The 18,002-nt window shown below is 55.5% G+C and carries 30 protein-coding genes, 1 tRNA gene and 3 pseudogenes; 22 read left to right on the top strand and 12 right to left on the bottom strand.

All coding sequences use genetic code 11. The features are described from left to right. Window positions 1–2 precede the first annotated feature (2 nt). The 10 genes and pseudogenes from RHM62_RS13930 to RHM62_RS13970 all read right to left on the bottom strand — a co-directional run bounded on the left by RHM62_RS13930 (window position 3) and on the right by RHM62_RS13970 (window position 4,208). Complete coding sequence (locus RHM62_RS13930) at window positions 3–497, bottom strand: hypothetical protein (protein WP_322122680.1); 495 nt, start codon at window positions 495–497, stop codon at window positions 3–5. Beyond that, window positions 473–673 (bottom strand): hypothetical protein, encoded by a 201-nt coding sequence (locus RHM62_RS13935; protein WP_322122681.1) that lies wholly within the window; start codon window positions 671–673, stop codon window positions 473–475. The genes RHM62_RS13930 and RHM62_RS13935 overlap by 25 nt, the downstream gene beginning before the upstream one ends. Then, the gene (locus RHM62_RS13940) at window positions 670–1,401 is read right to left on the bottom strand and encodes a replication protein P (protein WP_322122682.1); all 732 of its coding nucleotides are present in this window, start codon (window positions 1,399–1,401) and stop codon (window positions 670–672) included. The genes RHM62_RS13935 and RHM62_RS13940 overlap by 4 nt, the downstream gene beginning before the upstream one ends. Continuing rightward, entirely contained in the window at window positions 1,358–2,179 is an 822-nt protein-coding gene (locus RHM62_RS13945; RefSeq protein ID WP_322122683.1) for a hypothetical protein, read from the bottom strand. The genes RHM62_RS13940 and RHM62_RS13945 overlap by 44 nt, the downstream gene beginning before the upstream one ends. After that, window positions 2,179–2,367, bottom strand: a complete 189-nt coding sequence (locus RHM62_RS19085; RefSeq protein ID WP_416172261.1) for a recombination protein NinG — start codon at window positions 2,365–2,367, stop codon at window positions 2,179–2,181. Before RHM62_RS19085 ends, RHM62_RS13945 begins: the two co-directional genes overlap by 1 nt. Next, window positions 2,328–2,774 (bottom strand): annotated as a pseudogene (locus tag RHM62_RS13950) (recombination protein NinG); the annotation flags it as partial. The pseudogene RHM62_RS13950 and the gene RHM62_RS19085, both read right to left, overlap by 40 nt. Next, window positions 2,771–3,217: a recombinase gene (locus RHM62_RS13955; protein ID WP_322122685.1), complete on the bottom strand. Its 447-nt coding sequence runs from the start codon at window positions 3,215–3,217 to the stop codon at window positions 2,771–2,773. The pseudogene RHM62_RS13950 and the gene RHM62_RS13955, both read right to left, overlap by 4 nt. After that, entirely contained in the window at window positions 3,202–3,522 is a 321-nt protein-coding gene (locus tag RHM62_RS13960) for a hypothetical protein (protein WP_322122686.1), read from the bottom strand. The genes RHM62_RS13955 and RHM62_RS13960 overlap by 16 nt, the downstream gene beginning before the upstream one ends. Further along, on the bottom strand, window positions 3,519–3,881 hold the full coding sequence (locus RHM62_RS13965) for an XRE family transcriptional regulator (protein ID WP_322122687.1): 363 nt from the start codon (window positions 3,879–3,881) through the stop codon (window positions 3,519–3,521). The genes RHM62_RS13960 and RHM62_RS13965 overlap by 4 nt, the downstream gene beginning before the upstream one ends. Before the next feature lie 93 nt (window positions 3,882–3,974). Beyond that, complete coding sequence (locus tag RHM62_RS13970; RefSeq protein WP_322122688.1) at window positions 3,975–4,208, bottom strand: hypothetical protein; 234 nt, start codon at window positions 4,206–4,208, stop codon at window positions 3,975–3,977. 82 nt (window positions 4,209–4,290) lie between these two features. Between RHM62_RS13970 and RHM62_RS13975 the strand changes: the two genes are divergently transcribed. From RHM62_RS13975 to RHM62_RS14065, 20 genes and pseudogenes are all read left to right on the top strand, one after another. After that, window positions 4,291–5,091, top strand: a complete 801-nt coding sequence (locus tag RHM62_RS13975; protein WP_322122689.1) for a LexA family transcriptional regulator — start codon at window positions 4,291–4,293, stop codon at window positions 5,089–5,091. A 315-nt stretch (window positions 5,092–5,406) separates the two neighbouring features. Continuing rightward, entirely contained in the window at window positions 5,407–5,715 is a 309-nt protein-coding gene (locus tag RHM62_RS13980; RefSeq protein ID WP_322122690.1) for a hypothetical protein, read from the top strand. Further along, window positions 5,712–6,272, top strand: a complete 561-nt coding sequence (locus tag RHM62_RS13985; protein WP_322122691.1) for a hypothetical protein — start codon at window positions 5,712–5,714, stop codon at window positions 6,270–6,272. The genes RHM62_RS13980 and RHM62_RS13985 overlap by 4 nt, the downstream gene beginning before the upstream one ends. A 155-nt stretch (window positions 6,273–6,427) precedes the next feature. Continuing rightward, window positions 6,428–7,426 (top strand): P63C domain-containing protein, encoded by a 999-nt coding sequence (locus RHM62_RS13990; protein WP_322122692.1) that lies wholly within the window; start codon window positions 6,428–6,430, stop codon window positions 7,424–7,426. A gap of 269 nt (window positions 7,427–7,695) precedes the next feature. Beyond that, a complete protein-coding gene (locus RHM62_RS13995; protein ID WP_322122693.1) occupies window positions 7,696–7,926 on the top strand; it encodes a hypothetical protein in 231 nt (76 codons plus the stop codon). A gap of 25 nt (window positions 7,927–7,951) precedes the next feature. Further along, window positions 7,952–8,209 carry a hypothetical protein gene (locus RHM62_RS14000; protein ID WP_322122694.1) on the top strand — a complete coding sequence of 86 codons (258 nt, stop codon included), beginning with the start codon at window positions 7,952–7,954 and terminating at the stop codon, window positions 8,207–8,209. Continuing rightward, window positions 8,206–8,352 carry a hypothetical protein gene (locus RHM62_RS14005; protein WP_322122695.1) on the top strand — a complete coding sequence of 49 codons (147 nt, stop codon included), beginning with the start codon at window positions 8,206–8,208 and terminating at the stop codon, window positions 8,350–8,352. The genes RHM62_RS14000 and RHM62_RS14005 overlap by 4 nt, the downstream gene beginning before the upstream one ends. A 51-nt stretch (window positions 8,353–8,403) precedes the next feature. Then, window positions 8,404–9,195 (top strand): recombinase RecT, encoded by a 792-nt coding sequence (locus tag RHM62_RS14010; protein WP_322122696.1) that lies wholly within the window; start codon window positions 8,404–8,406, stop codon window positions 9,193–9,195. Continuing rightward, window positions 9,188–9,835: a lambda exonuclease family protein gene (locus tag RHM62_RS14015; RefSeq protein WP_322122697.1), complete on the top strand. Its 648-nt coding sequence runs from the start codon at window positions 9,188–9,190 to the stop codon at window positions 9,833–9,835. Before RHM62_RS14010 ends, RHM62_RS14015 begins: the two co-directional genes overlap by 8 nt. Continuing rightward, window positions 9,832–10,896, top strand: coding sequence for a hypothetical protein (locus tag RHM62_RS14020; protein ID WP_322122698.1), 1,065 nt, complete (start codon window positions 9,832–9,834; stop codon window positions 10,894–10,896). The genes RHM62_RS14015 and RHM62_RS14020 overlap by 4 nt, the downstream gene beginning before the upstream one ends. Window positions 10,897–10,923: 27 nt before the next feature. Then, window positions 10,924–11,823: pseudogene (locus RHM62_RS14025) on the top strand (recombination-associated protein RdgC); the annotation flags it as partial. Beyond that, a complete protein-coding gene (locus tag RHM62_RS14030) occupies window positions 11,806–12,060 on the top strand; it encodes a DNA translocase FtsK (RefSeq protein WP_322125415.1) in 255 nt (84 codons plus the stop codon). The pseudogene RHM62_RS14025 and the gene RHM62_RS14030, both read left to right, overlap by 18 nt. Continuing rightward, window positions 12,057–12,341, top strand: coding sequence for a hypothetical protein (locus RHM62_RS14035; protein ID WP_322122699.1), 285 nt, complete (start codon window positions 12,057–12,059; stop codon window positions 12,339–12,341). The genes RHM62_RS14030 and RHM62_RS14035 overlap by 4 nt, the downstream gene beginning before the upstream one ends. Then, window positions 12,338–13,084 (top strand): DNA cytosine methyltransferase, encoded by a 747-nt coding sequence (locus tag RHM62_RS14040; RefSeq protein ID WP_322122700.1) that lies wholly within the window; start codon window positions 12,338–12,340, stop codon window positions 13,082–13,084. The genes RHM62_RS14035 and RHM62_RS14040 overlap by 4 nt, the downstream gene beginning before the upstream one ends. A gap of 10 nt (window positions 13,085–13,094) precedes the next feature. Further along, window positions 13,095–13,253: a DNA cytosine methyltransferase gene (locus tag RHM62_RS14045; RefSeq protein ID WP_322122701.1), complete on the top strand. Its 159-nt coding sequence runs from the start codon at window positions 13,095–13,097 to the stop codon at window positions 13,251–13,253. A 240-nt stretch (window positions 13,254–13,493) separates the two neighbouring features. Continuing rightward, window positions 13,494–13,994: a hypothetical protein gene (locus tag RHM62_RS14050; protein WP_322122702.1), complete on the top strand. Its 501-nt coding sequence runs from the start codon at window positions 13,494–13,496 to the stop codon at window positions 13,992–13,994. Window positions 13,995–14,099: 105 nt separating this feature from the next. Further along, window positions 14,100–14,456, top strand: coding sequence for a Lar family restriction alleviation protein (locus RHM62_RS14055; protein ID WP_322122703.1), 357 nt, complete (start codon window positions 14,100–14,102; stop codon window positions 14,454–14,456). Continuing rightward, window positions 14,453–14,803 (top strand): hypothetical protein, encoded by a 351-nt coding sequence (locus RHM62_RS14060; protein WP_322122704.1) that lies wholly within the window; start codon window positions 14,453–14,455, stop codon window positions 14,801–14,803. The genes RHM62_RS14055 and RHM62_RS14060 overlap by 4 nt, the downstream gene beginning before the upstream one ends. A gap of 47 nt (window positions 14,804–14,850) precedes the next feature. After that, window positions 14,851–14,895: pseudogene (locus tag RHM62_RS19090) on the top strand (hypothetical protein); the annotation flags it as partial. A gap of 56 nt (window positions 14,896–14,951) precedes the next feature. Next, window positions 14,952–15,899, top strand: a complete 948-nt coding sequence (locus RHM62_RS14065) for a site-specific integrase (RefSeq protein ID WP_322122705.1) — start codon at window positions 14,952–14,954, stop codon at window positions 15,897–15,899. A gap of 93 nt (window positions 15,900–15,992) precedes the next feature. Here RHM62_RS14065 and RHM62_RS14070 read toward each other — a convergent pair. Beyond that, a tRNA-Ser gene (locus tag RHM62_RS14070) sits at window positions 15,993–16,082 on the bottom strand. A gap of 180 nt (window positions 16,083–16,262) precedes the next feature. Here RHM62_RS14070 and RHM62_RS14075 point away from each other — a divergent pair. Both RHM62_RS14075 and RHM62_RS14080 read left to right on the top strand, forming a co-directional pair. After that, window positions 16,263–16,688 carry a response regulator gene (locus tag RHM62_RS14075; RefSeq protein ID WP_322122706.1) on the top strand — a complete coding sequence of 142 codons (426 nt, stop codon included), beginning with the start codon at window positions 16,263–16,265 and terminating at the stop codon, window positions 16,686–16,688. 7 nt (window positions 16,689–16,695) lie between these two features. Next, window positions 16,696–17,115, top strand: a complete 420-nt coding sequence (locus RHM62_RS14080; protein ID WP_322122707.1) for a DUF2177 family protein — start codon at window positions 16,696–16,698, stop codon at window positions 17,113–17,115. A 93-nt stretch (window positions 17,116–17,208) separates the two neighbouring features. On the opposite strand, the gene RHM62_RS14085 is transcribed toward RHM62_RS14080, so the two are convergent. Beyond that, window positions 17,209–17,808, bottom strand: a complete 600-nt coding sequence (locus RHM62_RS14085; protein WP_322122708.1) for a porin family protein — start codon at window positions 17,806–17,808, stop codon at window positions 17,209–17,211. Between the last annotated feature and the right edge of the window lie 194 nt (window positions 17,809–18,002).

Here is an 18,002-nt window from a genome sequence, read left to right on the forward strand (position 1 = left end):
GGTCATGCCGCGACCTTTTGCAGCTCTTCCATCAACTGGAAATCCATGATGAGTTGCTTGGCATAGCCGGCAGTCATCTGGACCGTCTCCGCCTTCATGCGCAGGAGGCACGCGCGGCAGGCCCGAGTTTCATCGGAAAATATCGGCATGTCGTATTTGAGTTTGTTCGCCAGTTTGGCCAGCGCAGCAAGGTCAATCGTTCTACCGGTGCGGCGCTCGTGGATTTCGTAGGCATCAACAACACCCATCAGCGCAACGCTGCTGTCATACCAGTGGCCGTCGATCGCATCCTTGAAGATCGCAACGCCGGAGGGCGTGGCGTCGATCGTCCCTTGCTGCTCGAGCTGATCGAGGATGGCTTCCAGAGGATTGAAGACAGCGGCCATTTTCCATGGCTGCGCCTTGAGTTTGATGCCATCACCGTTCCAGCGCGCTTGGTGTGGCTTGTGCCTTGGCTTCTTGTTTGCTGCCATTACGATCCCCTCTTCTTGTTCCATGCTTCGCGTTTTTGAATGACGTCCGCCGGTGCACGCTCGAACTTGCTGCAGGACCGGTCCCGCTCGATGGACTGGAACACGCCCGGCAGGATATGCTCGGCACAAGGTGCGAAACCGCTTGCCGTGTGGCGCGGGCTCGCTTGCAGCTTGATGTGGTGGCAGTCGAGGCATTTCATGTGGCCATCGCCTCACGCGCCATACGGATCTGAATCGACATCAGCGTCTTGTCGCCCCGCTTCTCGCGATCCAAAATCTTGCTTGCCCAGCGCAGATGCTCGACCTTCGGCTTCAGCACGCCGGATGCGCCCAGCTCGTTGAGCATCGCCGCCGCCTTCTCGCGCGACAGATCGGCCCGGCCTGGTGCTGGCAGCGCGACCATCGGTGCCGGAATGGCTGGCCACTCGCCGCGGTCCATTTGCTCGTCAAGCGCTTGCTCCCAGCGCCCTTTGATCTGCGAGTACGTTTGCGCACCCAGGTCGAACGCCATCGGCATCGCGGCCCAGAAGATGGCCGGATGTGACCAGCGCCCCATGTCGCCTTTGCTGCGCGCCTGGACGCCGGCGACGGCTTCGTAGTACGCGGCCATCTTGTCGACCGGTGGGCGGCAGGCCTTCATGAATTCGGCGCAGGATGGTGGCCAGTCGAACCGGGTGCGGCATGCCTTCAGTCCGGCCTTGATGTCGGCCGGCGTGATGCCCTCGTCATGGAATGCTTCAGCCCATGAGGTTTTCCAGTTGTCGATTGCGTCCTGTCCCGGGAAGTTCGAACGCCACTTGTGCGGGTAGGCACCGTCGAGGCGGTTGAACAGGTGGTCCATCATCGACAGGCCGACCAGCTTGGCATGCGGCGTGAACCAGACGTCAAACGGGTTCGCCGTGCTCGTTAAATTCAATGGTGCGTTCATCGGAGACTTTCGTTCGGTTGCGGTTCACGTAGGCGGAGGGGTCGAACTTTTCGGGGCGGGCGGTGCCTGGGGATGCTCGGGCTTGCGCCTGACTGCCCAGCTTCGCCCAGTCGTCGGCAATTGCGTTTTGGAACGCGGCATCCCAGTCGGCGTAGACGTAGCCCTTGGCTCGCACCTTGACCAGGAACGATTCGAGGTGTCGCTCGATGTGGTTATGGCCCTTTTCCTCAGCCCATGCCCGCACGCTCTCGGAGATTTGAAAATCGGTTGGCAAAGGAACCTTGCTGGGCCGGCGGGATTTTTTCGGCGCAGCCGGTGCCGCTTGCGGCGCACTATCGTTCACTCTGGATTCAGGAATCAATGAATCAGGAATCAGAGAATCAGGAATCAGCCCGATTGCCACGGTGCTTGACTCGTCCTCGCATGGTGCTTGCACAGTGCTTGCACAGTGCTCACATGGGGCTGGTATCACGCTTTCTTTTTCATCCCTGTGCGGGTTCTGGTGTTTAGCGAATGCCAGCACTTGGATATACCGTGCTCCACTGATGTCGTAGCGGGTCAGGAACCCGGATTCCTGCAGTTCATCCAGTGCGCCATCGACATCGAAATTGTCGGCAGGGAACAAGGCCATCTTGATCCGCTTCGGCTTGTCTTCCATGCGGCCTTCGCGATCTGCGATGGTCCACAGGCCAATGAACAGCAAGCGGGTTGCAAAGGACAGTTCAACCAGTTCTTCGTTTGCAAAGAAGCCTGGTTTGATATTTCGTGCGCGTGCCATTACTTCCCCGCCTTCAGTTTGCGTTTGAACTCAGCCTCAATTGCCTGGCATTGCTCAATCGTGGATTTGACTGGCGCGTGCCATGCCTCCAGCGCGTCAACCCGCTCTTGCCCAATTTTGGCAAGCAAGTTGGTACGGTACGGTACGGGCCGACGTTGCCGCCCTTGTGGTGATTGCAAACGACGCATTGAAGGTGGATGTTGTCTTCCAGGTAGCGCAGGGTGCTATTCGCGCCGACGGCGATGTAATGGCCGGCCTGCCAGACAGTCGAGTACGTGATACCGCAAGAAATGCAGCCATTGCCCTCGTCACGCGCTCTGATATACGCGTTGACCGCATGCTGCGCGCGACCCTCCCAGTAGCTCAAGCCCTTGAGTGCTTGCAGTTTGATTTTGGTTTCTTTGCGGTCCGCCTTCACTGCCCTGGCCTCTGCGCTGGCACGCGCTGCCTGCGCCTTCGCAATGTGCTGCTTGCTCAGGATGATTTCGCACCCCTCGCAGCACGCAATGGCAAATGGATGCCTTGCCAACACCTCGAACTTATTCCGGCATGCGCGGTTTTTGCAGGTGCGGCGCGTTTGATTGGTGGTGATCATGCAAGGCCCCGCGTATCCTCAAACACGACGCCCAGCTCCTGTCCGGCATAAGCCTCGACCTCAAGCAAGAACACGTTCATTTTCTTGATGCTGATTTTTCCGCGTGAAAGGGAGCCGCGCTTGATGACGATCTCGCCGTCGGGCATGGTCAGTTCGGTGAATGGCAGGAACAGCTTGGCGAAGTGTTCGTGCCAGACCTCTTTCGAAAACTGCCGCCCCTCAATCCATGACTGGGCACAAACCTGCTTCATCAGCGGACCGAAGTAATAGGCGATCTGGTCGTCTAACCGGTCCATTTCCTCTTCGGTGACGATCACGCGCAGCGGTGTGCCACGGTCAAGGAAGGCGGGAGCATTTGATTTCAGAAAATTGACCAGGATGACGCCGACGGACGGGCCGGTCAGGACGAACTCGCGGTAAAGGGATGTCACAGCGACCGCCATACGAGAGCCGGATGTCCGTGCGTCTTAGCACTGGTCGTTGCCCGATACTGGCCGGTCGACTCGATCAGGCCCAGCTTGACGCCGGCGCGCGGCAGTGAGCCCCACACCTTCGGGCTGGCGGCGTACAGGCCGCGTGATTCGGCATACTCGCGGAACTCTTCGAACAGGAATTCAGACTGGCCATTGAACTTACGCGTATCGCAAAACAATTCCAGGCGCTCCATCGCAGTTTGAATCCACGCCGAACCGTGATTAAACAATGCAAGCTGTTGGCCGGCGACCTTCAGTTGTTGAGCGGTATTCATGCTGCCTTCCTCTCTGCAATAAGTGATTCCAGCACCGTCAAGCCCGACTGCAGCGCCAGCCACTGGCTCACATACGTGTTGCCAGTAACGGACTCAAACGCGGCGATTTTCGATGCGGGTAGGTCGCGGCGAGCCTTCCCATGCTTATCGGTGTCGCACTGGTTCAGATAGTCGGTAACGTGTGATGGATAGAGCCCCGAGACTTCGGCCAGCGTGCGCAGCGTCATGCCATGAACGCGGCGGTGCATCCACGACATGCGGCAGGCATCACGGAACGTTTCGACGGCGAGGATATGGCTATGCGGCACAGCTTTTGCGCCATCAACCAGCCCGAGTAACCCTTTGATTTCCTGTTGCATAAGTGGCTCATTTAAAAAAATAATCGGGTTACCGCTTGAATTACCAGTTGATGGGCGGCAAAAATTAAGGCGTCGGGTTAGGACGCCTGGCGGTTACAAAATTACGGATGCTTGTTCTAATGGCGATGCCTTGAACATGGCTGCGCAATCAGTAGGCGAAACAGTGCCATTTGATAGGGCGTCAATTTGCAGGGCGTAATCCAGCGTGATCCGCGTGGTTCCACGAATCCACTGGCTCATCTGCCCCTGTGTTACCGGCGGGGTGAGCAATTGCCCGAAACTGCGCTGTGAAGTGCCACTGTCGTTGAGGTATTTGCCGAGGGCCATTTCGATTCCATTTTAAAAGGGGCTTAGCTGATGTCTCACTAATAATAGTCCGACTATTACGCATGGTCAATAGGAAGACTATTTGATTTATTCTCAACTCACCGTTATTTTTCCCCCCATGCCAGCTAAACCACTTACCCAATCTCAACTGTCAGATGCGCAACGCTTGCGCCAGGCATTCGCGCAAGCTCAGGCGATCGATCCGGGATTGACTCAGGAAAAATTGGCGCATCTATGCGGCTGGAAGACGCAAGGCACTGTGAATCAGTATTTGAATGGGCGCATACCGCTGAACCTTAGTTCGCTACATAAATTTGCCGATGTGATGGGCGTCGGTCCGGAAGTGATAAGCCCGGACCTAGCAGCTCAAGCTCGTGGCATTTCTGTGCGGTACGCTTACACGCCGGGGGCCCCAACCATTACCGCAACCCATCCGGATGATGAGCCACGCGACGACAGCGTGTACATTCCTGAGTCGCGAATCGAATTCAGCGCTGGCAATGGCAGAACGGCCCAATATGAATTGGTCGAGGAACAAGAGCCGGCAACCTACCGTCTGAGCTGGTTTCAAAAATACGGAATCAATCCTGATCACGTGCGTCGATTCCGCGTGTCGGGCGATAGCATGGAGCCGATGCTTTTTGCCAAAGATACGATCCTGGTGAATCTCGACGAGACGAAAATTGTCGACAACAAGCTGTATGCGATCCGGTATGGAGACGAATTGCGCGTTAAGTATCTGCGCCGTCTGATCGACGGAACGCTTGTTCTGCGCAGTGTTAACCCGGCTTATGATGATGAAAAGATATCCGCCGAGCTGGTGGATGAGCATATTTCTATTATTGGTAGGGTTCGCGATCGCAGCGGAACTGGCGGGCTATAAAGGCAACAAATGCCAGCAGAATCAGTCGGGCGGCCGGGGTTAGGAATTTAGCCAATGGAGTACGAAAATGGTAAAGGTCAGATCGATACTCAAGACTCCCTACGGGGAGCATGGGACTACTACCAAGAACTTGGTCGGAAGACCAAATCGCCGCAACTGGTGAAGCATCGAGGCGAAGATGTTTGCTCAAAATTCCGAAGTCCCACAGCGAGCTAATCTAAATTCAGTCAGGCCAGCGGGATATCCAAGCGGCGGATTGCAATGGTAGGCCGCACGTTACTAAACCCAAAATGCTTCTATGAAAATGAATAACTAATGAGCGATGAATTGAGAGTGCCGACAATATCGGACCTTGCATCAATTACGATAGAGGACGTGAATAAGTTTCTTTCAGAAAAAATAAAAGATGCTTCATGCCCTGCATGCACAGAAAGATCATGGTCTGTGATCCATGATCAAACTCAACTTTTATCACTTATTGGCATGCCAACAAATGGAAGTTTCAGTGTTCCTCCACCCGCAATACCGGTTATTGCAACTGTTTGCGTTAATTGCGGTTACGCAAGAGTACATGTGCTGGGGGTTATTTTCCAATGGAAATTAGATCAATCGGTAGCACAATGACTAGCCCTGACGGTAATGGCCAATATATTGGATTTGTGTCTCGTATAGCTGACCATCCTAACTTTGCGCCGCCTAATCGCGTATACTTCACAGAAAATGAATCATCTCAACCAAGCCAAAGCGACGACAGCATGAATGCGCCAACCCGCGAAGAATTTAATTCAAAACTTGAAACCATGGAAGTTAAGATGGATGGTCGCGTCACATCTATCGAGGCAAAGATTGATGGTTTCATGGGGCGTCTTGAGGAAAAATTCGGGCGCATGGATGATCGGATGACGCGAATAGAGTCAGACCTGTCGTCTACAAGGTCAGACTTCAAAAGTCTAAAGACAACAATTGTGATCACTGCAATCGCGTCAGTCATTGGGCTGTTTGCAGCCAACGTCACGATGGTCCAGACTATGCTTGCCTCGTTCGAGTCAGGAAGGAATGTAAGTTCAGCGCAGGCAGGTATTGTTTCGGCACAATCAGACATAAAGCGTCAAACAGAAGAAACCAGCGCCCTTCTAAAGCAGTTACAAAAAGATCACCCTTCCGCTCCGAGTCGACCGTGACTTTACCCTAGTAACTAGCCCGCCGCGAGCGGGCTTTTTTACGTCTCATCCTGCCAAGCTAAATGGATAGTATTTCTCCGTGCAAAAATATATTTGCTAGTTGAATACTAGCAATGTGCTATATTGCAAGTTCTTTCCAACTAAAGGATTTCGCTATGACTGATAAAAAGCCAGTGGGTAGAGCTATTGGCGGAGCCGCACGCGCTGCAAAAATGACTCCTGATGAGCGCAAAGCCGCATCGAAGAAAGCCGTTGAGGCTAAACGCGAGATGGCAAAGTTGCCTCGCGCTACCCACTTCGGTGTTTTGAAAATTGGTTCTGATGAGGTTGCCTGCTTCGTTCTTGATGATGGTAGGCGCGTTATTTCAGGGCGCGGTCTTACTACTGCAATCGGCATGAAGGGGCGTGGCCAAGGCGTGAGTAGAATTTCATCCCATAAACTTATAAAACACAATGAAAACAATGCGTTGGCTCTGGCCATCGAAACAGGTATTAAATTCGTTGGCAAGTCTCCAAAGGGGGTAAATATCCCAAGCGATGGATTTGAAGCAGTTGTCCTTCAGGAGGTTTGTGAGTCAATTTTAAGTGCGCGAGACAAAGGGCTGCTGGTAACTGAGCAGGATCACCGCTACGCGCAGCAGGCCGACGCGCTAATTCGAGGATTCGCTCGCGTCGGCATCATCGCGCTTGTGGATGAGGCGACGGGCTACCAAAAAGACCGCCAGAAAGATGAGCTTGCAAAGATTCTTCGGGACTTCGTTGCCAAAGAGTTGCAGCCCTACATGCAGGCATTCCCTGCTGCGTACTATGAGCATCTTTTCCGTCTGCGTGGGCTCGACTACCCTCCTGCCAAGGCGAATTACCGTCCACAATATTTCGGTTTATTGACCAATGACATTGTGTACGAGCGACTTGCACCAGGATTGCTTGTCGAACTCAAAAAACTGGCACTGAAGGATGAAAAGAAAGCGCATCTCCACCGGCGGTTAACGCAAGAAGTCGGCCATCCAAAATTGCGAGAGCACCTTGCTTCCGTGGTGACTGTCATGAAACTGTCGAGAGACTACGATGATTTCATTGGCAAGTTGAACACGGTGCATCAAAGGTTTGGCGAAAGTCTCCACCTCAACCTGGAAGTTCGGGACCGAGGCTAGACCCAATATCAAAATTGACCCCTCCAGACGGGGTTGCTTGCACCAACCCGCTCCGAGCGGGTTTTTTTACGCCTTTCCCCAACACTACAGCCGGCCACGCCGGTTTTTTTACGCTTATCAAGCATGCTTCAATAAAAAATATTTTGACTATTAATAGTCGGGCTATTGATATTTTAAATTAGTCGGACTATTATTTCTCGTCGACTGCAAAACACCGCACCCGACGCATCAGGGACTTGGAGGTTGGCCCAGTCACGAACTTTTCCCTGATGGCAGCGAAGCCGCCGCGCTCAATCGGCGGCACCAAACAACGGGAGCAGGCCATGGTTGCAAAGACATATCAGGTAACGATCAAGCCGCCGAAAGGCGCGGCACATTTCGTGATGAAGATCACCGCCGCGAACAAGGGGGCTGCAATACAGGCTGCAGTTGCGTTTGCGAAAGAGTGCGGCGAAGTGGTCCTTGGTGGAAAACTGACCGTGATCGAGGTGGCGGCATGACTCTCGAGCGCTTCATGACCAGCGGATGCGCAGTAACGACCATCGTTATTTTGCTGCTTCTGATCGCCGCAACGAACTACGTGGAAGGCGTTCTGTGAGCGCCGCCGACCTGCTGTTTATCGCTTCCGCCGAACTGGCCGCTGTCCGTGCCGAGAACCGCATGTTGCGCGATGCCCTTGAAGCAATCGAAGACATGGCGCAATTCAAAGCCGATTCCGCTTATTGGCTGCCAGTCATCCGTGCGCTGGCCCAAAAAATACTTGAAAAAGTGAGTGCGAAATGACCCTGACCAATCAAGCGCGCTGCCTTTTCCGCGACCGCCGCATGCAATGCAAGTGGGTTCTTGCGCAGCGCTACCTGATTCAACGCCAATTGCAGCCATATCGGTACATGCCGATGGCCGCACGGATTGTTTGGAATAACTGATTTCTGCAACACCAACACAACGCCGGCACAGTCTCGGCAGGAAGGCATCACATGAGCGACATCACACCAGCAGCAACGACGAAATCATTTTCACTCGCCCCGCAGGATCTGGCGCAGGCAATGCAGTTCGCCGACATCATGAGCAAGTCCAGCATCGTGCCGAAAGAGTTCACCGGTAACCCCGGCAACATTCTGGTGGCGATCCAGTGGGGCTTAGAACTGGGATTGCAGCCACTGCAGGCCATGCAAAATATCGCAGTCATCAACGGTCGGCCATCGCTGTGGGGTGATGCAGTAATCGCCCTGGTACGCGGATCCAGCCTCTGCGAGTATGTCCGTGAAGAGTCGGCCGACGACCGCGCTACCTGCTTCGTAAAACGACGCGGCGAAGATGAGCAGTCACGCGTCTTCACAAAGGCCGATGCAGAAAAGGCCGGACTGTGGGGCAAGTCCGGACCGTGGACGCAGTACCCGAAACGGATGCTGCAAATGCGCGCCCGATCATGGGCAATGCGCGACGTGTTCCCTGACGTCCTGCGCGGCATGCCGATTGCCGAGGAAGTGCAGGACATCGAGCCACGCGATATCACGCCAGCCCGCCCAGTTCGCCAGAACGCCACGCAGATCGCACAAACGGCCATCGCAGCCGAGCCAACCATGAGCGACGACGCGCTGCAAAGCTTGCTCGCCGACCTTGAGGCCACTGCCGACAACGGTCGGGCCGCGCTCGAGGCTGCTTGGAATGCCATGTCCGGCGACGTGCGCCGTCAGGTAAAGCCGCACATGCTTAGCATCGGCAAGCGCGCAGACCTCGCTGACAGCGCAGAGGTGCCAAATGCTTGAGCGCCAATCCAATCAGGGAAGCGCCGACTGGCTGCGCGATCGTGCTGGCTGCGCCACGGCATCGTGTTTTGCCGACATCCTCGCCGTCAGCAAGCGCGACGGCAAGCCGCTGAAGGCCCGCGACGATTACCTGATGCGCATCGTCGTTGAGCGCATCACCGGTGAGCCGACCGAGAGCGCCAGCAGCTTCGCCATGAACTGGGGCACCGATGCTGAGCCCTATGCCCGCGCCGAGTACGAAATCCAGACCGGCAACATGGTCCGTGAAGCTGGGTTCGTTCGGCATCCGGTACTTGCATGGATTGGCGCATCGTCTGACGGACTCGTTGGCGACGAGGGCGGAATCGAAATCAAGTGTCCCTACAACTCGGCGGTCCACCTCGACACATGGCGCAATGGCATGCCAGAGCACCACATGGCGCAAGTGCAGGGGCAAATGTGGGTCCTCGGGCTGGGATGGATCGACTTCTGCTCATTCGATCCGCGCATGCAGAACGGTGCCGAGCATCTGAAGCTGTACCGGCAGCGTATCGAACGCAACGACAAATACATCAGCGAATTGGAATCTGCTGTGCTGCAGTTTTTGGCAGAAGCGCAGGTTGAAATCAACGCATTTTTGGCATTGAAGGAAGCAGCATGACAACCACCATCGAATCCCCGTCAGTCGCACTCACCCTACCCCAGCGCGCCGCTGTAGCACTTGGCACCACCGGCCACGAGGTCACACTGCGCGCCCTGCTCTCGAACTCGGCCGGCATCACATCGGTGACGAATGCAGATGGCCGCGAGGAAGCCCACCGTGCCGGCATGACACTGCGCGGCGCCCGCACCAGCATCCAGAAGGTCGGCAAGCTGGCCAGAGAAGATGCAACGGCATTCAGCAAGGCAGTTATCGCAGAAGAGGCCCGATTGATCGCGATGGTCTCGCCGGAAGAGGATCGCGTCCTTGGCCTGCGTGACGGATGGGATACCGTGATCGCTGCAGAGAAGGCCGCAAAGATCGCTGCAGAGCGTGCCCGCACTGATGCGATCCGGGTGCGAATTTCGGCAATGCGCGACCTACCCCTTCAAGCGTTCGGAAAATCATCTGCAGAAATTAGCGAGTTGATTTCCGGCTTGGTGCGCGCACCCATTGATGAGTCATTCGAAGAGTTTGCGGAACAAGCTGGCGTAGCCCGACTGGAATCACTCGACAAGATGGCCAAGGCCGAGACAATCCAGCGGGGCATTGAGATCGAGGCTGAATCCCGTCGCCAGGAGGAGGCCCGCCAGCAGGCCGAGCGCGCTGACGAAGCAATGCGCCAAGCCGCCGAGCGCGAGGCACTTGCTGCCGAGCGTGCCGCACTGGCCGCAACGCAGGCCGCTGCCAATGCCGAAATAAAGGCCGCGCAGGACCGGCTGAATGCCGAGCAGGCCGCGTTCGTCAAAGAGAAGGCCGACCGACTCGCTGCCGATATCGCCCGGGTCGAGCAGATCGCCAAAGATGAAGCACAGCGCGTCGCCGACGAAGCAAAGGTCGCGGAGCCTGTCGCAGTAGTAGCCCCGGCCGCCGCCCTGACCATCGTCAGCATGATCGACCCGACCGACAACGAAATCATCGAAGCCGTCGCCGCCGAGTTTTGCATGACACCGCTCGAAGCAATCGACCGGATGGCCCGGATTGATTTCCTCCGCGCACTGCTGGCTGCCGAAGCCGCCTGACCCTCACAACAATAAAAGGACATCGCCATGTGGTTCAAAAATCTCCAGTTGTACCGTCTGCCGGCCGGCTACGCACTCACCGCCGACCAGCTCGCGGAAATGATCGCTCCCCAGGCATTCACGCCGGCCACGAGCCTCGACATGCAAAGCCAAGGCTGGACCTCGCCACGCGAAAACGGGTTGCTGGTGCACGGCGTCAATCGCCAGCTGCTGCTGTCGCTGAAAACTGAAAGCAAGCTGCTGCCGTCCAGCGTGATAAATGAAGTGGCCAAGGCCCGGGCCAGCGAAATAGAAGAGCAACAAGGCTTCAAGCCGAGCCGCAAGCAGATGAAGGAAATCAAGGAGCAGGTCACCGACGAGTTGCTGCCGCGCGCCTTCAGCGTGATCCGGATCACCAACGTCTGGATCGATCCGATCAATGGCTGGATGGCTGTCGACAGCGCCACGCCGAGCAAAGCCGACGAAGTAATCAAGCTACTACTGAAGTCCGTCGACGCACTCCCTTGGCAATTCCTACGAGTCAAGCAATCACCGGTTTCCGCGATGTCGCAATGGCTCATGCAGGACGAAGCGCCAGCCGGCTTCACGATTGACCAAGACGCCGAACTGCGGGCCAGCGGCGAAGGTCGCGGCGCGATCCGCTACGTGCACCAGTCGATCGATACCGAAGACGTCCAGCGCCACATCGGCGGCGGGAAGCAGTGCACCAGCCTGGCCATGACGTGGGCGGATCGCATTTCTTTCGTGTTGACCGAATCGCTGACGATCAAGCGCGTGTCTCCCCTGGACGTGATCAAGGAAAGTGCCAGTGGCGAAGATGATGACGAGCGTTTCGACAGCGACATGGCGCTGATGACCGGCGAACTGGCGAAGATGCTGGACGACTTGGTTTATGCGCTGGGCGGCGAGATGAACGAGCAGGCCGGCTTGGCGCAGGCTTTGGCGGCAGTCGCAGGTTACGAAGAACCGCAGGATGAAGACCTGTATGCGGTCGCTGTGAAAGTCACTTTAGCGAATAGTTGCGCCTCGATATCGCTGCTGCAGCGCCACCTGCACATCGGCTACAACCGCGCGGCGCGCCTGATTGATCAGATGGAAGCGGGCGGCGTGATTAGCGCAATGAACGGCAGTGGCCAGCGCACTGTGCTTCGGGCGGCAGCATGACTCCCTTCGAGCACTTCATGATTCAAAACGCGATCCATCCACTGGCGATGACGGACGTAATCCCTCGCTCGGAAATCCCTTCAATGATCCTCGGGCAGCGCGACAAGGTGATCGCTGCCAAGCTGCGCGCCGGTCGCAAAACGGCTTACCAGATTGCCGACATCACCGGCCTGACAGTTGAGCTTGTGCGGTGCGCGCTGCGCCGGCTGGCTGAAGAAGATGGATTCCGGCAGGCGAAGATCGTTGATAGCCCGCTGACTGAGTATTGGATTGAGTTATGAACGCCATCGACTTGTTCGCCGGAGCTGGTGGCTTCTCAACCGGCGCAACAATGGCCGGATGCAATGTGGTGTGGGCCGCAAACCACTGGCAGTCAGCTGTCGACACGCACGCCGCCAATCACCCAGGCACTGCACACGCATGCCAAGATTTGCATCAAGCAGTTTGGGCGGACGTTCCGGCACATGACCTGCTGCTTGCCTCGCCCTGCTGCCAAGGACATAGCAAGGCACGCGGCAAGCTGTCGGGAAATCCACAGCATGATGCCAGCCGATCTACTGCATGGGCGGTAGTATCCGCTGCCGAGCATCACAGGCCCGCGTTTGCCGTAATTGAAAACGTGCCGGAATTTATATCATGGTCGCTGTATCCAGCTTGGCGCATGGCGATGGAAGCGCTTGGCTACTGTCTGGCGCCACACATCCTCGACGCAGCGGACCACGGCGTACCGCAGCACCGAGAGCGCCTGTTTATCGTCGCTACCCGCAGCAAGCACCCGCTGATGCTTCGATTCCCGATCCGGGACCGTGTACCGGCCAGCTCGTTCATCGACTTCGATGCGGGTAAGTGGCAGCCGATCGTCAAGCCTGGTCGGGCTGCAGCAACGTTGGCTCGCATCGAGTCCGGCCGGCGTGTGCACGGCGCTCGCTTCGTCAGTAGCTATTACGGCAGCGAGCTGCGGTGGACGATCAATTGCTCGGCCATCCGGCACGATCACCACCCGCGACCGGCATGCCATTGTTGATGGCGACCGCATGCGCATGTTCAGTGCGCAGGAATGCCGCGCTGCCATGGGGTTCCCGGTCGATTACAAGCTGCCTGCGCAGCACAAGCTGGCCGTGCACTTACTCGGCAATGCCGTGTCGCCGCCTGTCGCGCGCGACGTCATCAACGCACTGAGGACTTCAGCATGAAAACGATCATCACCCTCACGCTACTACTCGCCGGCTGCGGCGGCAGCGCCCCAGTACCACAACCAACAGTCCTGCCGCCGCCAGTCGTATGCGTCGTCACGCCGCCGATGGGCGAGGTGTGTCGATGATGGACCACCGCAACGACCTCCCGCCGCGCGGAGGCTGGACACTTGCCGCAATCGTCACCGGCATAATTTTCTACGCAGCGATTGCCACGCTGGTTATCACACTGGAGTTGGTATGAGCCGCAGCGGATACACCGATGAATGTGATGACAACTGGGGGCTGATTCGGTGGCGCGGAGCGGTCAACTCGTCGATCAAAGGAAAACGTGGGCAGGCGATGTTGCGCGAGATAGCAGCCGCTATGGATGCGATGCCGGACAAGGAACTTGTGACAAATAACCTGCAGGTGGACGGCAGCTTTTGCACTCTCGGTGTTGTCGGTGCGGCGCGTGGCATTGATATGTCGAAAGTCGATTCTGAAGACCGAGAGGCGGTCGCCAAAATGTTCGGAATTTCTGAGGCACTTGCCGCTGAAATCATGCACGAAAATGACGAGTCGTATGACGATAGTAAGTTCGTCGAAGTTGAGATATGCGGCCCAGTTCGTCCCTTCTGGCCTTATTTTGGAAAGCACAAATCCTTCGTTCGCGTTCCGGACCAACATGCAGCCGAAAAGCGGTGGAGGTACATGCGCGAATGGGTTCGCAATCATATCGCCACAGGAGGCCAGCAATGAGCGCCGCAGCGTACCTTTTTTTCACCGTCTGCGTTGTCTGCGTATTTGGCATCGTGGCACTGCGCATGTGGATTGATTACAAACTTGATTCTTGGGGGTGTGACGATGAGTGAACTATTAGCGTGCCCATTCTGCGATGCGGATCACCAGTCCGTGGGCTACAACATTTCAGAGATGGTTATCGAATGCGGATGCTGTGGCGCAATTGGGCCGGATACCATGTTCGGCGCGAACAATCGGGCATCAGCTATTGCAGCATGGAACACCCGCGTCGAACCTGCCGACCTGACCGATGAGCAGATAGTAAAAATAATTACCGATGCAAACCTGAATTTTGAATGTATCTGGCCAATACCGATTAGTAGGGATGGCGTAATGTTTTATGTAAGTCGTGAGGCATCACTCGGAATTCACGGGGACATATTGAAAATAGCGAGACTGTTTTTGAGGGAGAGGCAATGAGCTACGACACCAACCTACGCGCTGCCGTTGCTGCACTGATTAAGGCCAAAGGCCGGCACCATTCCGAGCAATCGTATAAGGATCTGGTCGAGGCGTTCAATGCGCCAAAGATCACACCAGAGATGCGCGAGGCAATGGATAAAGCCCTGGCTGCAGGATCACTCATTGCGGAACTGCCAGACGGTCACCTGATGTTTATGAACATGGGCGATCATTGCGAAGAAGCCGAGGACTTACTGAATTGCCCGACATGCGGAGGCTGCGGTTACGTCGATGAGGCAAAGCCCGACCCGCGCTACGACGCCCGATGTGCGCTGATGGATAAAACGGATTGGAGTGCGGCATGATCACAGCGCAGCAGGGAGCCGATATCCTCGGAATTAGCAAGCGCATGATGTACGACCTGGCTGCGCCTTCAGGCCCTGTGCCGTGCGTGCGGTACAGTGCAAAGTGCGTCCGATTTCACTCTCATGACGTAGAAGCTTACGCAAAACAATGTCTGCATATTTCGATAGCCGTAGCGGTCGCTGGATCTTTGAGTTCTCGAAAACTATCAACGGGTCAAGGGTCCGAGCTACTAAGACTCTTCCGAAAGGCTGGAACAGAACCAAGGCCGAAGCCTACGACAAAGCCGAAACCGACCGACTCTACGGGGTTGCAACTGGTGCGATAAAGGAGCGGGCGCTGATTACTGATGCGGTTGCACAGTACATCAAGCATCGGTGTCCGGACCTCGACAATGGTAATGGCGTCATCAAGGAGCTGGCCCGCATGCACTGGTGCTATGAGGGCCGCTACATTGATGAGCTTGGCGATGTGGCGCGGGAGTTTGTGGACGCGGAGCGCGAGAGGCTGGCACCAGGCAGCATCCGGAATCGCTTGTCCTACCTACGATCCGCTTGCCGGTATGCGCAGAAGCATCACGGGATTGGTTCCGATATCGCCCTGACGATATCGATGCCGGTCGTCAAAAATGAGCGCAAGTTTTATCCTGGTCGTGATGTGATGCTGGCGATTGCACGAAAGACGCCCGACCGCCATGCCCGTGCCGTGATCCGGATCGGGTTCTACAGCGGGATGCGGATCAGCGAGATTATCGATGCGACTCTGCAAGACGGCTCATTTGGGCTGGTCGATACGAAGAATGGCGATGACCGGACGGTTCCGATGCACCCGCGCCTATTCGTGCTGCGCAAGTACTTCCCGCTACCGTATAAGAAGCGATGGTTTCAAAGATTATGGGAGCGCGCACGCGATGCGGCAGGATTCAGCCATCTTCACTTCCATGATTTGCGGCATTCAACGGCATCGGCGATGGTGAACAGCGGCGTGAGTTTGCACACCGTTGGCCAGGTACTTGGACATAAAGATAGCAGGAGTACGCAGCGCTACGCCCACCTCGCGCAAGAAACGCTTCAGGCAGCGATTAGAAAAATTCGTTGACGGCTGGCAGATTTTTACCAGAGTAGAAAAAATAAAGCCCCGATTAAGGGGCTTTTTGAGGCAAGGAAATATGTTCTAAGTCCTTGATTATATTGGCGGAGAGGGTGAGATTCGAACTCACGGTTGGCCTAAACCAACACTGGATTTCGAGTCCAGCGCATTCGACCACTCTGCCACCTCTCCTGATTCAGTCGTCGCCAAGGGTCTGCACCCCGGCGAGGCCGAAGTGTAGCAGAAGTTTTTCGGAAGAGGAACCCGCAAAGTCGCGATATCTTACAGAAGACTGGCGGCTGGTCCTATAGTCACTACTTGCCTGAATGACTACACTGTGCGTCCATATGACACCGCAATAGGGACTCCCGAATGCACTACCTGGCGACTGCTCACTCCGATTTACATTTCTTGCTGACAAGCGACAGCGAGCCCACCAGTCGACTGATCGTGCAATTGCTCAAGGAACTCGGATACATGAAAGTGTCGGAGGCCACCAATGGGGCAATGGCAATGCGCACGTTCGCGAACGCGCGCACTATCGGCGCACCGGTCAACTTTCTGATTACTGATTGTGCGATGCCGCTGATGGATGGGTTGGCGCTAATGCGGGAGGTGCGTGCCGACGCGCAATTGCGTGCAGTCCCCATGCTGATGGTGACGGCTGATGCCACGCGGGAGCATATTCTGGCGGCTGCCAGTGCCGGTGCGGATGACTATCTGGTCAAGCCGTTCAATGCCGCCAAACTGAAGCAGAAAATCGATCTGCTGGCAACCAAGTACGCAATCACAAGCTAAGGCAACAATGACCAAATATCTGACTACTTATTTTTCGACCGGCATCGTCTTCTGGATATTGGATTTCGTCTGGCTGGGTTTTGTGATCAAAGGCTTTTACATGCGCGAACTCGACGGCTTACTGCTGCCGACACCACTCATGACACCCGCAATCGTGTTCTATCTGCTGTATGTCGTCGGGATTGTGGTCTTCGCCGTGCTGCCCGCGCTGGACAGCAATTCCTGGACTAAGGCTCTCATGCTCGGTGCCTTGCTGGGATTAATGGCATACGGTACTTACGACTTGAGTAATCTGGCAACGCTGGACGGATGGTCGCCGCATTTTGCCATGATCGATATTGCCTGGGGGACGAGCGTTACGGCGATCTCTGCGACATTGGGTTTCTGGATTACTCGTGCAATCAATAACTACTTTTCCGGTAGCTGACCCGGGAACGGAAGTATGCCGATTAACTGAATTGATTTATTTTCAGTCATAAAAAAACCGCACCCGTAGGTGCGGTTTTTAATCCATCGCTAATTAAAACTTGTAGCCGACACCAATAGTACCCACTGTCTGCTTCGGTTCTATCTCGATGCCACGAACCGATTCGGAACCATAATCGAGCTCCGACAATTCGGCCTGTACATAGAATTTGTTGCTGATCATCGAACGTACACCCACCCCGATACCGTAACCGTCAAATGTGTCGCTGGCAGAAGTACCGGCACCGGACAACTCGCCTTTCATTCTCTGATACGACAACTTGCCATACACCAGTGTCGAGTTTGTCATCTTGTAACCCGGCTCAACATAAACCGAGACCATGTCTTTCGCCTTGACCGAAACACCATTGAATGAGCCGGCGTCCAGGTCCCCGAAACCGGCGGTAGCGCCGACACCCATGACGAACTTGTCATTCAAAGCAAAACCGTAAGCACCCTGGACACTGCCGTTAGTCGACGTGTCGTCGGAACTGCCGGATTGGTTACCGAAGCGGGCCGTGGCACGCGTTTTGGCGTAGTTGGCATTAATGCCGGCGCTAAAACCCTCAAAGTTTCTCGCTTGAGTAGTTTGCGCAAATGCCTGAGGAGCGGCACAAGTGGCAGCTACAGCAGTAGCGATTAGTAATTTTTTCACGATTGACCTATCTTATTTAATTAATGAATGGAAATATTTCAACAAAATCTGATTTTGTTTCGAATATCGACCAAATGAAATTACCTGAATTTCATTACTCAATTATCGTAGCACGCATTGAATTTCTTCACCTGCAACCGAAACAATACGTTACCTTCCTCATTATTTATTTATTGAACTTTATGGAAATTAAT

It is taken from the genome of Actimicrobium sp. CCC2.4, from assembly GCF_034347385.1.
Lineage (GTDB): Bacteria > Pseudomonadota > Gammaproteobacteria > Burkholderiales > Burkholderiaceae_D > Actimicrobium.

Excerpts from the sequence above, each read along its gene's own strand:
- RHM62_RS13965 (WP_322122687.1), bottom strand. The coding sequence starts at position 3,881 with ATGCAACAGGAAATCAAAGGGTTACTCGGGCTGGTTGATGGCGCAAAA.
- RHM62_RS14035 (WP_322122699.1), top strand. The coding sequence starts at position 12,057 with ATGACTCCCTTCGAGCACTTCATGATTCAAAACGCGATCCATCCACTG.
- RHM62_RS13935 (WP_322122681.1), bottom strand. The coding sequence starts at position 673 with ATGAAATGCCTCGACTGCCACCACATCAAGCTGCAAGCGAGCCCGCGC.
- RHM62_RS14015 (WP_322122697.1), top strand. The coding sequence starts at position 9,188 with ATGCTTGAGCGCCAATCCAATCAGGGAAGCGCCGACTGGCTGCGCGAT.
- RHM62_RS14055 (WP_322122703.1), top strand. The coding sequence starts at position 14,100 with ATGAGTGAACTATTAGCGTGCCCATTCTGCGATGCGGATCACCAGTCC.
- RHM62_RS13930 (WP_322122680.1), bottom strand. The coding sequence starts at position 497 with ATGGAACAAGAAGAGGGGATCGTAATGGCAGCAAACAAGAAGCCAAGG.
- RHM62_RS14080 (WP_322122707.1), top strand. The coding sequence starts at position 16,696 with ATGACCAAATATCTGACTACTTATTTTTCGACCGGCATCGTCTTCTGG.
- RHM62_RS14045 (WP_322122701.1), top strand. The coding sequence starts at position 13,095 with ATGCGCATGTTCAGTGCGCAGGAATGCCGCGCTGCCATGGGGTTCCCG.
- RHM62_RS13940 (WP_322122682.1), bottom strand. The coding sequence starts at position 1,401 with ATGAACGCACCATTGAATTTAACGAGCACGGCGAACCCGTTTGACGTC.
- RHM62_RS13970 (WP_322122688.1), bottom strand. The coding sequence starts at position 4,208 with ATGGCCCTCGGCAAATACCTCAACGACAGTGGCACTTCACAGCGCAGT.
- RHM62_RS14030 (WP_322125415.1), top strand. The coding sequence starts at position 11,806 with ATGAACGAGCAGGCCGGCTTGGCGCAGGCTTTGGCGGCAGTCGCAGGT.
- RHM62_RS19085 (WP_416172261.1), bottom strand. The coding sequence starts at position 2,367 with ATGCGTCGTTTGCAATCACCACAAGGGCGGCAACGTCGGCCCGTACCG.
- RHM62_RS14065 (WP_322122705.1), top strand. The coding sequence starts at position 14,952 with ATGTCTGCATATTTCGATAGCCGTAGCGGTCGCTGGATCTTTGAGTTC.
- RHM62_RS14060 (WP_322122704.1), top strand. The coding sequence starts at position 14,453 with ATGAGCTACGACACCAACCTACGCGCTGCCGTTGCTGCACTGATTAAG.
- RHM62_RS13945 (WP_322122683.1), bottom strand. The coding sequence starts at position 2,179 with ATGGCACGCGCACGAAATATCAAACCAGGCTTCTTTGCAAACGAAGAA.
- RHM62_RS14050 (WP_322122702.1), top strand. The coding sequence starts at position 13,494 with ATGAGCCGCAGCGGATACACCGATGAATGTGATGACAACTGGGGGCTG.
- RHM62_RS14000 (WP_322122694.1), top strand. The coding sequence starts at position 7,952 with ATGCGCAGTAACGACCATCGTTATTTTGCTGCTTCTGATCGCCGCAAC.
- RHM62_RS14075 (WP_322122706.1), top strand. The coding sequence starts at position 16,263 with ATGCACTACCTGGCGACTGCTCACTCCGATTTACATTTCTTGCTGACA.
- RHM62_RS14020 (WP_322122698.1), top strand. The coding sequence starts at position 9,832 with ATGACAACCACCATCGAATCCCCGTCAGTCGCACTCACCCTACCCCAG.
- RHM62_RS13960 (WP_322122686.1), bottom strand. The coding sequence starts at position 3,522 with ATGAATACCGCTCAACAACTGAAGGTCGCCGGCCAACAGCTTGCATTG.
- RHM62_RS13985 (WP_322122691.1), top strand. The coding sequence starts at position 5,712 with ATGACTAGCCCTGACGGTAATGGCCAATATATTGGATTTGTGTCTCGT.
- RHM62_RS13995 (WP_322122693.1), top strand. The coding sequence starts at position 7,696 with ATGGCAGCGAAGCCGCCGCGCTCAATCGGCGGCACCAAACAACGGGAG.
- RHM62_RS13990 (WP_322122692.1), top strand. The coding sequence starts at position 6,428 with ATGACTGATAAAAAGCCAGTGGGTAGAGCTATTGGCGGAGCCGCACGC.
- RHM62_RS14040 (WP_322122700.1), top strand. The coding sequence starts at position 12,338 with ATGAACGCCATCGACTTGTTCGCCGGAGCTGGTGGCTTCTCAACCGGC.
- RHM62_RS14010 (WP_322122696.1), top strand. The coding sequence starts at position 8,404 with ATGAGCGACATCACACCAGCAGCAACGACGAAATCATTTTCACTCGCC.
- RHM62_RS13980 (WP_322122690.1), top strand. The coding sequence starts at position 5,407 with ATGAGCGATGAATTGAGAGTGCCGACAATATCGGACCTTGCATCAATT.
- RHM62_RS14005 (WP_322122695.1), top strand. The coding sequence starts at position 8,206 with ATGACCCTGACCAATCAAGCGCGCTGCCTTTTCCGCGACCGCCGCATG.
- RHM62_RS13955 (WP_322122685.1), bottom strand. The coding sequence starts at position 3,217 with ATGGCGGTCGCTGTGACATCCCTTTACCGCGAGTTCGTCCTGACCGGC.